Source organism: Arachidicoccus ginsenosidivorans, assembly GCF_007971385.1.
GTDB lineage: Bacteria > Bacteroidota > Bacteroidia > Chitinophagales > Chitinophagaceae > Arachidicoccus > Arachidicoccus ginsenosidivorans.
Genome location: NZ_CP042434.1, coordinates 1983493 through 1997667, shown reverse-complemented (window position 1 = coordinate 1997667; position 14175 = coordinate 1983493). Strand labels below are relative to the sequence as shown.

At 40.9% G+C, this 14175-nt stretch carries 8 protein-coding genes; all 8 read left to right on the top strand.

The window, feature by feature from the left end; translation table 11 throughout:
* The first annotated feature begins 6 nt into the window (after positions 1–6).
* On the top strand, positions 7–1545 hold the full coding sequence (locus FSB73_RS24530) for a carboxypeptidase-like regulatory domain-containing protein (protein ID WP_225974616.1): 1539 nt from the start codon (positions 7–9) through the stop codon (positions 1543–1545).
* A gap of 17 nt (positions 1546–1562) precedes the next feature.
* On the top strand, positions 1563–3113 hold the full coding sequence (locus FSB73_RS24525) for a SusC/RagA family TonB-linked outer membrane protein (RefSeq protein ID WP_262712547.1): 1551 nt from the start codon (positions 1563–1565) through the stop codon (positions 3111–3113).
* Positions 3114–3140: 27 nt separating this feature from the next.
* A complete protein-coding gene (locus FSB73_RS08085) occupies positions 3141–4748 on the top strand; it encodes a RagB/SusD family nutrient uptake outer membrane protein (protein ID WP_146781007.1) in 1608 nt (535 codons plus the stop codon).
* 129 nt (positions 4749–4877) lie between these two features.
* Positions 4878–6416 (top strand): glycoside hydrolase family 127 protein, encoded by a 1539-nt coding sequence (locus tag FSB73_RS08080; RefSeq protein WP_158639465.1) that lies wholly within the window; start codon positions 4878–4880, stop codon positions 6414–6416.
* Positions 6410–7132: a DUF6805 domain-containing protein gene (locus FSB73_RS08075; protein ID WP_146781005.1), complete on the top strand. Its 723-nt coding sequence runs from the start codon at positions 6410–6412 to the stop codon at positions 7130–7132. Before FSB73_RS08080 ends, FSB73_RS08075 begins: the two co-directional genes overlap by 7 nt.
* A 120-nt stretch (positions 7133–7252) precedes the next feature.
* Positions 7253–9709, top strand: coding sequence for a glycoside hydrolase family 95 protein (locus FSB73_RS08070; RefSeq protein WP_146781004.1), 2457 nt, complete (start codon positions 7253–7255; stop codon positions 9707–9709).
* Positions 9710–10385: 676 nt separating this feature from the next.
* Entirely contained in the window at positions 10386–12740 is a 2355-nt protein-coding gene (locus FSB73_RS08065) for a glycoside hydrolase family 31 protein (RefSeq protein ID WP_146781003.1), read from the top strand.
* A gap of 224 nt (positions 12741–12964) precedes the next feature.
* Positions 12965–13942, top strand: a complete 978-nt coding sequence (locus tag FSB73_RS08060; protein ID WP_225974615.1) for a glycosyl hydrolase family 8 — start codon at positions 12965–12967, stop codon at positions 13940–13942.
* The last annotated feature ends 233 nt before the right edge of the window (positions 13943–14175 follow it).

Below are 14175 nucleotides of genomic sequence, written 5' to 3'. Positions count from 1 at the left end.
ATAGTTATGGGTAATTGTACCTTTAAAGGTAGCCGTTTAAAACGATATTCTATTGCGGCAACAGTAGCTTTTCTTTTGTTAATTCAGTTGCCGGCTTTCAGTCAGATAATGCAGCTAACCGGAGAAGTTTATGATCAAAATGAAAAGCCTATTTCCGGTGCTTCAATAAGTATTGAAGGTGCCACTGGCGGGACTGTCAGTAATATGGCCGGTCATTTTGAAATAATGGCGAAAAAGGGTTCGAAGTTGGTTATTCGATTTATTGGTTTTCAACAGCAGGAAGTAATTGTAAAGTCTGAGATTAAGTTGTTTATTCACCTTGTCCCTAGCGAGAATCTACTTGATTCCTTAGTTGTGCATGTTGGTTATGGTACTCAGAAGAAAATGGATCTATCATCATCCATATCTAGTGTATCTCCCAAAGAGTTATTGCAGGTTCCAGGCGGTTTTCAGGCGGTACTACAGAGTGAAGTGCCGGGCGTTCAGATAACCGGAGATAAGATTCGGGTGCGGGGTGTCGGCTCAATCAATAATACTGATCCCTTGTATGTGGTTGACGGAATGATTGGAGGGTCAATGCCTGATGAAAATAATATCGCCAGCATTCAGATACTTAAGGACGCTGCCTCTTGTGCTATTTATGGTGCCAGAGGCGCAAATGGCGTTATACTCGTTACCACCAAAAGAGGCAGGGCGGGAAACGTTCAAATTGATTATAGTGGATATGGCGGTATTAAGCAACTGGCGCATAACATTGATCTTTTGAACGGGCAACAACTTGCTGAGTTAATAAATGAAGAGATGTATAATCAGGATCCAACAAGGACAGACTATCTAAAAGCCTTGTCGAACCCGGATAGTATAGGAAAAGGATATAATATGGTGGATGCACTGCTGCGTACAGGCAACTATCAAAAGCATAACCTTTCCATAAGTGGTGGATCCAATTCTGCAACCTTTAGACTAAACGGCTCCTATTCGACTGATAAACCGATAATTATCAAAGATGAAAATAAAAATTACGGACTTCAGTTTATTTCTGATTTCAGGAAGGGGAACCTGAAAATAGGGGAGACTTTTTCCTTAAATTATTCTACCAGGGAATACAGTAATAAAAATATTATTGATGCTCAAAGATGGTCCTCTACATTGCCACTGTATGATCCCAGTAATGAGACAGGCTTTGCTGGTGCCGGTAATGGAACAGACGTGGAGAGTGCACTGGCAAATGCATACCTAAATTCAAATGACAACGAAACTTTCTCGGTAGTAGGGAACATCTGGGGGATTTATGAATTTATACCTGGGCTAAAGTACAAGTTCAATTTGGGGCTTGATCTTTATCGAAACAGAAACCAGGGATATATTTCAAAATATTTAGTTGGACAATATCAAAATAATGACCCCGATGAGTTAGACATTTCTAGTTCGCAAAGCAACCGTTTGCTGGTTGAACATACTCTATCTTATGACAAGACCATTGGGAAGCACAGTTTTAGTGCTATTGGGGGATCACATCTGAACAATCGAAATCTAAGGGCTTAAATGGTGGAGCGAGGTCAATGCCTAGTCCGGATCTTCTGATCCTTGGACTAACGCAAGATGCCAATTCAAAAGTTGTAGGGTCAAGTCTTGGACGTACGGCGATGTATTCTATGCTTGGAAGAGTGACTTATAATTATGATAGTAAGTATTTACTTACCGCGAACTTTCGACGCGATGGTTCTGCTAATTTCAGCAAAAGCAACAGATATGGGAATTTTCCATCCTTTTCTGCGGCCTGGCGTCTTAGTCGGGAGAACTTTATGAAGAACCTGACTTTTATTAATGATTTGAAACTTCGTGGTAGTTATGGTAAATTAGGTAATTCTGACATCAGTCCTTATCAATATCAAAGTACGGTGACTTTTGATCATGTCTGGTATTATTTAAACGATATTAAAGTTGTTGGTGCTTTACCTACGATGCCGTCAAATCCAAATGTTAAATGGGAAAGTCAGTATTCTACTGATTTAGGGATGGATCTTTCTATGTTTAATAACAGGTTATCCTTTACAATGGATTATTATAACAAAAAGACAGAGGAGATGTTGGTAAATGTACCAATTTCTTATGCTGTTGGTTATGGCGATAACTTTCCTACATTAAATTCAGGAAGTATCAGTAATAAAGGGTTTGAGTTTGCAGCGACTTATAATAAAAGAGAGGGAAGATTCAATTATTCATTATCTGCAAACATATCCACTGTTAAAAATAAAGTGTTGAATCTCGGGAATAAAAATGAAATTCTCGCAGGGGGCGTTAGCCCTGGTGGAGAAAACGTGACAAGAACTGCTGTCGGTCACGCCATTGGGCAGTTCTGGGGGTACAAAACCGATGGTCTTTATAAAACCGAAGCACAATTGGAGGCCGATAAGTCTTTTGCCCCGAATGCAGCACTTGGTGATGTAAAGTTTGTTGACAAAAATGATGACGGCATCTTAAATGCTGACGACAAGGATTTTATAGGAAATCCGATTCCTAAGTTCAGTTACGGGTTTAATTCTAATTTTAGTTATGCAGCTGGTTTTGGTACATTGGACTTCTCTATGATATGGCAGGGGAGCTATGGGAATGACATTTATAATAATGGCAGATACTGGGGCGAGGGGATGTACCATTATTATAATGATTATGCCAGTACGCTAGATCGGTATAGAAGTCAAGAGGTGATTTTTAAAAACCCGGTTTCAGGCGTGACTACGGTTTATCCAAAAAACACGGAAACAAATATTCCAAGAGCCATTCTGGGTGATCCTAACCACAATTTAAGTGCCTCAGACAGATTTGTTGAAGACGGTTCTTATCTGAGATTAAAGTCCTTAACGATTGGCTATACACTTCCGAACGCGTTGGTAAGCAGATGGAAAGTGGATAAGCTACGCATCTACATTGGTGGAAAGAACCTTTTGACTTTCACAAAATATACAGGATATGATCCTGAAGTGGCCTCAGACAATGGAGCGAACGGTGGACGTTATAATCTTGTAAGAGGTATTGATGAAATGACGCCATGGGGTATAACATTTGCGAACTCGCGCGAAGTATTTCTTGGAATTCAATGTTCATTTTAGTTCCATTCATTATCATAAAATTATATCATGAAACATACTATATATATATTGGCGTTTTTGGTGTCCGGATCATTATTTTTGTCTGGTTGTAAGCCAAACCTTGATTTGATTAATCCCCAGGAGCTATCGGTTGATACCTACTATAAGACGCCTGAAGAATTGGAAGCGGCTATTATTCCTGCTTATCAGGCAATTGTCGGTCGAACTCAAGGTGGTTATGCAAGAATGCTGTATTATGAATTACTGGCACCAGGTGATGATTTTAATCATACTTTTAAATGGGAACCCATGTACCAGGATACCTATAATACGCCTTCGAGCGATCAAATGCCTGTAGCAACATGGAAGGACTTTTTCAATGGTGTCTTTGCGGCAAATATTGCCTTAGACCGGATTAGCAATTTTACCGGGACGATAGATGAGGCAAGGAAGAACAGGCTTTTAGGGGAGGCACATTTTTTGCGTGCTTTTCATTATATGCATTTGTGTATGTTATTTGGGGAAACCATTCCTTTAATTACAGATCCAGTTAAAAGTAGTGATGAATATTATCCAACGAATGCCACTGCTGGTCAGATTTATCAATTGATTATCGAAGATTTTCAGAAGGCGGTGGAATTATTACCTGAAAGAAGTGTTTTATATTCGAACGCCGCAAATATCGGACGTGCGACCAAGGGGGCAGCCGAGGCATATTTGGCAAGGGCATATATGTATAGACCTATTTTGGAGATCGGGAAACCGGCAGAGTTTGCGAAAGCCCAAGTTCAGTTGAAGAACGTGATAGAAAGTGGTCAATATCATTTAATGAGTAGTTACAGTGATAATTTTAAAGAAGCTACAGAAAATAACGCAGAGTCTGTTTTTGAAGTTCAGATGCATAATGGCACCGGCTGGCTGGGAGACGATTTGTCTGACTCATGGCGTTGGCAAGAAATTGGCATGTTTGACGGAACAGGGGGCGCATGGTGGAATCTGGCACCTAATAAGAAGACTTACGATGAATTTGAACCAGGTGATCCTCGTAAATTTATGACGCTCTGGTGTGACAATGGCGCAAAGTATACGCAAATTGACGGCACAGTGACCGATTACAAGTATTGGATGGCCCATTTGGCTACTAATAAGGATCTTTACGGTACCCGGAAGTATTGTCCTGATGTTCAGGTTGCTGATTTTGATGATGGTATTAACGATAGACTCTTGAGGTATTCCGATGTGTTGTTGATGTATGCTGAATGCCTCAATGAAGCAGGAGACGTACCGGGAGCTAAAAAATACATCAATATGGTGCGCGCCAGGGCAAATGATGTTGTGCCCTCTGAACAACCTCAATTGTGGTACCAGCATTCTCCGGGAACCATTCCAGATGTAGATAAATTACTGGCGAAAGATACCGTAATAAATGGTGTGCGGTTAAATACAATAAAAAATATCATAGCACACGAGCGCTATGTTGAATTCTGTGGTGAATATTTACGTTACTTTGACCTTCTAAGATGGGGTATGGCGGATCCACAATGGCTTGAGCCGTTAAAGAAGATTGGATGGACACCAAGAGCAATGTATTACCCTTTCCCTCAGGCAGAATTGGATAATAATTCTAATCTGAAAGGGAACGCAATGAATAATTAATGATAAAACCTGAATAATTTTGAAGTCATCTGTGATTTTTGGTGGTATATTTATGTTTGTTGTCGCTGGTTTGGGCACTGCGAAGGGCAGGATATTACCCAGCAAAAATTCGCTTTAAATGAAGTACGTTTGCTGGAAAGTCCGTTTTCTGAGGCAGAAAAGGCAGACCTGAAATATATGATGCAGCTGGACCCGGACCGGCTTTTAGCGCCCTACCTCCGGGAGGCGGGGTTACCCGCCAAAGCCCAGCCTTATGGGAATTGGGAAAGTATGGGACTTGACGGGCATACAGCGGGCCATTATTTGACTGCATTGGCTCAAATGGACGCTTCCCTGGGAGATAAAGGATGCAAGGAAAGGCTGGACTATATGATAAGTGAACTGGCCAGATGCCAGGAGCATGGACAAAATGGCTATATAGGCGGAGTTCCAGGTGGTCAGAAGATGTGGGCATTACTCAAGACAGGTGATTTTAGTTTGTTTTATAAAAAATGGGTACCTTGGTATAACCTGCATAAGTTGTTTGCAGGCTTAAGGGATGCATATGAAATCGGTAATAATCAACAGGCCAAAACTATTTTGATAAAACTGAGTGATTGGGCCGTTGATTTGCTTTCCGGGTTATCAGATAAGCAAATGCAAAAGATGCTTCAGACAGAGTATGGCGGGATGAATGAAGTATTTGCGGATGTATATGCAATAACCAGGAGCCCGGTTTATCTTAAAATGGCAAAAAGGTTCAGTCAAAAAGACTTTGTTCACGCCCTCGCAGGTCGGGAAGATAAACTTACAGGACTTCATGCTAATACCCAGATCCCCAAAATCATCGGTTTTGAAAAGATTGCGAATCTGAGTCCTAAGGATACGCTCTATGGAGAAGCCGCAAATTTCTTCTGGAATACAGTGGTTGGAAAAAGGACGGTTTCATTTGGAGGTAACAGTGTAAAAGAGCATTTTAATCCCATTGATGATTTTTCGTCGATGATCGAATCTGTCCAGGGCCCCGAGACCTGTAATAGCTATAATATGCTGAAACTTACGGAAGACCTTTTCCTGTCTAATCCTAGCAGCAGGTATATGGATTATTATGAGAGAACAATGTATAACCACATTTTGTCCACTATAAGAAGGGGTAAAGGGGGATTTGTTTATTTTACACCTGTCAGGCCGCGGGAATACCGCGTGTATTCCGTAGCAGATAATGATTTTTGGTGCTGCGTTGGAACGGGTATGGAAAACCACGGCAAGTATGGCGAAATGATTTATACCCATCAGGGTAAGAACCTTTATCTGAACCTGTTTGTCGCGTCTGAGTTGAACTGGAAAGAGCAGGGCATGCGTTTAACACAGCAAAACCGTTTCCCCTATGACGCCAATACTTCCGTTGATATCAACCTAAAGGAAAATAAGGAATTTACCTTTTATATCCGGAGGCCACAGTGGCTAAGAGGGTCCATGGCAGTGAAGATTAATGGAAAACCTGTTGCAATCACGGTGAATAAGGCTGGTTATGCACAAGTTCACAGGATCTGGCATAATGGAGATTATGTTGAAATAGCGCTTCCGATGAAAGACCGGATGATACCTCTTCCGGATAATTCAGGATGGGTTAGTTTTGAACATGGACCAGTTATTCTGGGGCTGTCACTGATACGACAGATATTGTAAAACCCGAAGGTGATGGCGGGAGGTTTGACCATATTGCTTCTGGTCCACTCTATGACCTTGCTGAGACACCGATACTAAAAGTGGATAGCACGAGTATTCAAAATCTGAAGCTGATCCCCATAAACGGAAAGCCGTTAACTTTCAAAGTTCCACCGTTGGTTTATCCGGCAGGTTATACAGGAAACAAGCACTTAAAACTGGTGCCTTTTTTTGATATTCATGATAGCCGTTATATGATTTACTGGCCGGTTGCACAGAGAGGAGCAGTAAATGAAAGAGAACAGGAGCTAGCCGGACAAGACCATGAAGTCATGAGGATGTCGTTGACTACGATTGACCATGTTACGCCCGGAGAGCAACAACCTGAAATCGATCATGTTATCCAAAGTGAAAATTCAGTATCAGGCATCTTTAAGAACCGGCATTGGCGGTCTGCGGAAAATGGTTATTTTGCTTACAATTTGAAGATGGATTCGAGTGCCAGGTACTTGAGGGTTGCTTATTTTGGAAATAGCACATTACGAGGGTTGAGGATATATATTAACAACAGGCAGCTACCGGAATTGTATGCGAAAACATCAAAAGATGGTGTATTTTACTCCTTAGATTATCCGGTTGATCCAAAATTCAGACAGCTGCCTTCTGTAACCGTGAAATTTGAGGATGTGGAAGGAAAGGGTACCGGCCGGGTTTTCGATGTACGTATTTTGAAGTAATAATTTCATAAATGCACACTAATAAAAGAATTGAAATTTACAAGTATGCAAAAAATTGATCTTTAATGGTTCAAATTTCAGCAACAAGCATTAAAAAATTTTGTTTAAAATTATTGAATTATGCGGGGAATTTTATTTGTAAGCGTTCTTTTTATTTCGGTATGCTGTAATGCGCAAAAGGATGCAATGCTGAGTCTTTGGTACGATCATCCTTCAGGTAATACCTGGGAAAATGCGTTGCCACTTGGCAATGGGAGATTGGGGGCAATGCTGTATGGTAATGTAGATACAGAAAGGATCCAGCTAAACGAAAGCACAGTTTGGAGTGGCAGTCCGAATCAAAATGACAATCCAGAGGCTTTAGCAGCACTTCCCCGGATTCGAAAGCTTATTTTTGAGGGAAGGTACAAAGCTGCTGAAGCACTTACAAATAAATCCATCATAAGCAAATCTTCACAAGGACAAATGTATGAGCCTATCGGGGAACTGAATCTTGCATTTAACCGCAAAGGCCGTTACGTAAACTATACACGGACTTTAAACCTGGACAGCGCAGTTGCATCGACAACTTTTAAGCAAAATGGAGTTACCTATAAAAGGGAGACACTTTCCTCTTTAAGAGATCAGGTAATCGTCATGCATTTGACGGCGGATATAAAAGGAAGTATTTCATTTAAGGCTTATTTTACCACCCCTGAGAAAAATGCCTTGGTTACAGCGGCAGGTCCTGAATTGTCGATCTCAGGAAAAACCATGGATCACGAAGGCGTACAAGGGGCTGTTCGTTATAAAGGGATTGCACGGTTTAAACTGGACGGTGGAAAACTGCAGGCCGGAGATTCCACCCTATCAGTATTAGGGGCGAATGAAGTCACTATTTATATTTCGATTGCAACTAATTTTAAGAATTATCATAATATCCAGGAAGACGAGAATAAGAAAGCGGTAGCCTACCTGGATAAGGCCTATCCCAAATCCTACCTAGATATTTTAAGCACAAATGTTACTGAATATCAGAAATACTTTAACCGGGTTAAACTGGACCTTGGAACCACAAAGGCTGCTAAACTTCCTACCGATGTTCGTCTTAAAAATTTTGCCACGGTTAATGACCCGCAACTCGTAACACTCTATTACCAATATGGACGGTACTTGTTAATTGCATCATCGCAGCCCGGCGGTCAACCTGCAACACTACAGGGGCTGTGGAATAATAAATTATTTCCACCCTGGGACAGTAAGTATACGATTAACATTAATACTGAAATGAATTATTGGCCAGCGGAGAAAACGAATCTCGCTGAAATGCATGAACCGCTATTTGGTATGATCAAGGACCTGTCGGTTATGGGAAAACAGACGGCCCAGGAAATGTATGGAGCCAGGGGATGGATGGCTCATCACAATACAGATCTCTGGCGTTCTACCGGTGCCGTGGATGGCGCATTCTGGGGGCTTTGGAGTAACGGTGGAGGCTGGTTAAGCAAGCATTTATGGGAACATTATCTATATAGTGCGGACAAGGATTTTCTCGCCTCGGTTTACCCCATTATGAAAGGTGCGGCCTTATTTTATGTAGATTACTTGGTGGAGGAGCCTAAACATAACTGGTTGGTTCTTTGCCCCGATATGTCGCCTGAAAATGCGCCAAAAGAGCATCAGGGTGCTTCCATTGATGCCGGGACGACAATGAGTAACCAGATTGTATTTGATGTCTTTAGCAATACAATACGGGCGGCCAAACTCCTCCATAAGGATAAATCGTTTATTGATACTTTAATTGATATGCGGTCCCGTTTGGCACCGATGCAAATTGGACGGTATGGGCAGTTGCAGGAATGGATGGAAGATCTTGATGATCCTATGGATCATCACCGGCACATATCTCAGCTGTTCGGACTATTCCCGTCCAACCAGATATCCCCTTATCGGACCCCCAAACTATTTGGTGCTGCAAAAAATACGCTGATTCAAAGAGGAGACGTTTCAACGGGCTGGAGCATGGCCTGGAAAGTCAACTGGTGGGCACGAATGCTGGACGGAAATCATGCTTATTTATTAATACAGAAGCAATTATCACCAGTGGGTTCAAAGTCCGAAGGTGGTGGTAGCTATAATAATCTTTTTGATGCACATCCTCCCTTCCAGATTGATGGCAATTTTGGCTGTGTATCGGGTATTACAGAAATGCTGTTACAAAGTGATGATGGTGCCGTGAATTTGATTCCGGCTTTGCCCGATCAGTGGTCGAGAGGTAAGGTGAGTGGTCTGCGTGCCATAGGTGGTTTTGAAATCGTTGATTTGGAATGGGATGAAGCGAAAGTTGTCAAAGTTCAGATAAAGTCAAATGCTGGAGGTAACCTGAGAATACGAACGCCTAATGTATTAAAATTTACTGATGGAAGTAATATTTCAATAGCAACCGGCGAGAATCCAAATCCATTTTATCACCTTGAATCGACCGCAAGAGCTATAATTTCACCACAAGCGACCATACAAGAGCCAGTACTAAAAAAAACCGGGCTTTATGACATTGTTACAAAGCCAGGACAGGTTTATTCATTTGTTGCCCGGTAGTATAAAAAGAGGAGAACTCGGCTAAAGAACGGGGACAAATTGATCAGGAGCGGCAACTTATAAAGAATCTATTTTTTAGACCGAAAATAGTAGCTATTCGGCGGAGATAAGACCGTTTGTCCCTGATCCGGAACAAAAAAGTAAAGTTAATCGTTCAGGGATTGAGTCAAAATTTGTATATTTGACCTTGGATCCGTAATTTTAAATGTAAAATGTACATTTTACGCGCGAGAAAGCCTTTTATTTTGTTTGAATTGATTTTTAATTTACCCGAGGAAAAGGCTGTTGGCCTTGTAAATGATTATTTTGAGAAATGTGGTTATAGTGTTTGGGCAATCCCCCGCGTTGAACCGTAAAACTATTTTGAATAAGATTCGTTTGATTGAACGCAGTGTTAATTGATTTAATATGTTCTTCAGGAATAGTCAAGTCCTTGTGCCCTAATATTATTTACTGCATGCTTTTAATGAAAGTGTCGTTGCTGAGTGGGGTCAGATTATGGGCTCGAGGGGGTCTCGTAATTGCCGTGGCAGTAATTTAGGGGAGATGAATGGTCGAATATTGTTGGAAAACATATTACAAGGTTCAGGTTTAAGTATGGGCTAAAATTTTGGTTGGGAAAAGAACAGGAGATCGTGATATTAGTTTTAAATAAAAATTAAAATAGATCGTATTAATGAAAACGTTTTGTACTGCTGTTATACTAATGGCCCTTGGTCTCATTGTATACAACCAGCAATTGCATGGGCAAACCGTCCATTTTAAGACAGCTAATGGCATTAAAGCTGTCGTGAACGGCATAAATGTTGAACTTGAAATCTATAATCCCGGCATTATTAGGGTGATTAAATATCCTAAAGGAAGTGGTTTTCAGAAGCGCAGTCTCGCGGTGGTTAAAAACCCAGATACAAAAGTCCCCAGAAGGATTAGGATAACGGACAGTTCAATACTTCTTGAAACCTCCCGACTGAAGGTAATCTTAAACAAAAAAACCGGAAAAATCAGCTTTTGCAAACTGGACAACGACCTGCTATTGAGTGAAATGGACAATGGAGCCGTTTTTAAGCCCGTAAAAGATGGCGGTGTCGCTACATTTGATGTAAAACAGTCATTTTTATTAGAAAAGAATGAAGTTATCTATGGCTTGGGTCAACAACAAAATGGTCATTTAAACCAACGAGATCAGAAAAATTTATTAGTTCAGGGCAATACCAAAGTGGCAATCCCATTTTTTCAATCGATAAGTGGCTACGGTATTTATTGGGATAATTACGGACCTACCCTGTTTACGGATGATAAAGAGGAAACCTCCTTTGATTCCAAAGTTGGCAACGGTATGGATTATTATTTTATGCAAGGTGATAATGGTGACAGTATTGTAGCTCAGATGAGGTTTTTGACAGGAAAGGTGCCAATGCTGCCATTATGGGTCTATGGCTATAGTCAGTCAAAAGAAAGATATAAAACCCAGTTTGAGCTTATGGATGTCGTAAAAAAATACAGGGCGCTGCATGTGCCGCTTGACGGGATAATTCAGGACTGGCAATACTGGGGTAAGGACAGTAACTGGAATGCTATGCGTTTTGATCACACAACCTATCCAAGACCTAAAGCGATGATAGACAGTGTGCACCAGTTGAATGCGCATATTTTTGTTGTTGCCTGGCCTGGTTTTGGGCCCAAAACCAGGCAGTACAGTGAGTTTAAGAAAAGGGGAATGTTGCTGAATTTTGATACCTGGCCACCAAAAAGCGGTGCTAAGGTGTATGATGTATATGATCCAACAGCCCGAGATATTTATTGGAGATATCTGAATAAAGGTGTTTTTTCTTTGGGTGTTGATGCCTGGTGGCTCGATTCATCGGAGCCTGACCATCTCAATGAAAGAAATAGTGATTTTGATCAGAAAACCTATTTGGGGGTATACAGAAAAGTAAGGAACGCCTTTCCTTTAGAACATATTAAAGGGGTGTATGATCACCAAAGAGCAACCACGTCAGCTAAGCGTGTTGTGATATTGACTCGTTCTGCATTTGCAGGTCAGCAGCGGTTTGCCTCCAACACTTGGAGTGGGGACGTTACTTCGAGTTGGGAGTCGTTTCGTAAGCAGATTCCCGCAGGTTTAAACTTTTCGATGACCGGACTCCCTTATTGGAATACAGATATAGGAGGATTCTTTGCAAATAGCTACATAAAAGGCGGAGGCGCTAAGAATCCTGAATTTCAGGAACTATATACGCGGTGGTTACAGTTCGGGACTTTTATGCCTATGATGCGGTCGCATGGTACCGCTATTCCTAGAGAAATTTATCAGTTTGGCAGTAAAGGTGATACTATTTATGATGTATTGGAAAAGTTTATAAAATTAAGGTATAGTCTTCTGCCTTATATATACAGTACTGCCTGGCAGGTGACAAATAACAATCAGTCTTTTATGCGGGCGTTGGCAATTGATTTTAAACAGGATAAAAATGTATATGATATAGGCGATGAATATATGTTTGGAAGTTCTTTTCTGGTTGCTCCGGTGACCAAGAAGGATGCAAAGACACAGCAGGTTTATTTGCCAGCTGACGCTTCTTGGTATGACTTCTGGACGGGCGTATTGGTAAAAGGAGGTAAGTATATTAATCGGGCTACCCCTATTGGAATTATGCCACTTTATGTCAAGGCTGGAACTATTATGCCCTGGGGGCCGGATGTACAGTATGCGACAGAAAAAAAATGGGATAATCTTGAAATCAGGATTTATCCCGGAGCCGATGCGGATTTTACCCTTTATGAAGATGAAAATGACAACTATGATTATGAAAAGGGGCTATATACGACTATCAATTTTCACTGGAATGATAATCAGCATACTTTAATTATTGGTAACAAAAGTGGGCATTTCCCGGGGATGCTAAATACGAGGAAGTTTAGAGTTGTATTGATGAAACATAAAGGCGGATCCAGCGTGAAGCTGACAAAGAACGTTGATAAGGTGATAAATTATAATGGTGAAAAAATACAGGTGAATTTGTCATTTTAAGGGGGCGTTGTTGTCAATTTAATTTTAAATAAATATAGAAAATGTTGCAATATAGGTTGGATATGGCCGTGTTTATACTGTAACAGGTTTTCGACAAGTGTAGTTGAACATAAACGGACCGTGCTGGTCAATTTGGATAGTCTGGGAGGCGTTGCTCGTATAGATGGATATGGATTTTTGCCATACGGGTCAATTAGTTATTAAAGAAGTTAATTAAGGATCTGATGAACAGAAAAGAGCTTTTATTGTTATTAATGGTTTTATTCTTTATGAAAGTGGTTATGGGCCAACAATATCGGGGCGCATATTACACGCATGTATACCCTAATGTTCTGCGGGAGGTTGGTTACAGTCAAACTGAAATTGATGCTAAAATCAGTCTTGTTTATCATCAATTATTTGAAGGGTCAAATAAGGTATATTTTGAAGTGGGAGATTCAATGGCCTACGTTAGTGATTTAAAAAATCACGATGCAAGAAGTGAAGGGCTTTCGTATGGAATGATGATCGCTGTTCAGTTGGGCAAAAAGAATGTATTTGACCGGATATGGAGGTGGAGTAAAAAATATTTGCAGCACCAGAGCGGCCCAAGAAAGGGATATTTTGCCTGGAGCATCAATCCCAAAACGATGAAGCAGAATTCGCCGGGCACCGCTTCGGACGGAGAATTGTATTTTATTACGGACTTATTATTTGCTTCCAATAAATGGGGGAATACTACAGGAATAGATTATTATAAAGAAGCGCGTTTTATTCTGGACAATATGTGGAAAAAAGACGGGACAAAGGATGGCATTTTTAATATTATCAACATCGAACATAAGCAAATTTGCTTTACACCTGAAGGAAGAAATTATAACTATACAGACCCTTCATATCAATTGCCTGCTTTTTATGAGGTATGGGCTCTATATGCAAATGACGGACATCAACAGTTTTACAAGGACTGTGCAGATACGGCAAGGGCTTTTCTCCATCGTGCCTGTGCTGCACCTACCGGTTTAAATACAGACCTTACCTATTTTTCTGGCCAAGCTTTTGGAACCACCTGGTTAAAACCGGCATTCCGTTACGATTCTTGGCGTGTGCCAATGAATATAGCAATGGATTACAATTGGTTTGGTGTAGATGATATTTGGCAGCGTAATTACGCCGGAAGAATACAATCTTTTTTAAGTCTAAAGGCATTCATACATTTGTAGACCAATATAAGACGAATGGTTCTATACCCGATCAGATTTTGCAAGCTGGTGGGTATAAAAAATTACGGCATTCCTTAGGGCTGATTGCAACAGTCGCATCCACGCACATGATTATAAAAGATAAGTTTAGTTTTGTGAAGGCGTTATGGGGTGCTAAGCTTCTTCCTTACAAGGACGGTTATTTTGATCCTTATTACGACGGGTTATTGTACTTATTTAGCTTGATGCATTTA

Excerpts from the sequence above, each read along its gene's own strand:
- FSB73_RS24530 (WP_225974616.1), top strand. The coding sequence starts at position 7 with ATGGGTAATTGTACCTTTAAAGGTAGCCGTTTAAAACGATATTCTATT.
- FSB73_RS24525 (WP_262712547.1), top strand. The coding sequence starts at position 1,563 with ATGCCTAGTCCGGATCTTCTGATCCTTGGACTAACGCAAGATGCCAAT.
- FSB73_RS08085 (WP_146781007.1), top strand. The coding sequence starts at position 3,141 with ATGAAACATACTATATATATATTGGCGTTTTTGGTGTCCGGATCATTA.
- FSB73_RS08070 (WP_146781004.1), top strand. The coding sequence starts at position 7,253 with ATGCGGGGAATTTTATTTGTAAGCGTTCTTTTTATTTCGGTATGCTGT.
- FSB73_RS08065 (WP_146781003.1), top strand. The coding sequence starts at position 10,386 with ATGAAAACGTTTTGTACTGCTGTTATACTAATGGCCCTTGGTCTCATT.
- FSB73_RS08060 (WP_225974615.1), top strand. The coding sequence starts at position 12,965 with ATGAACAGAAAAGAGCTTTTATTGTTATTAATGGTTTTATTCTTTATG.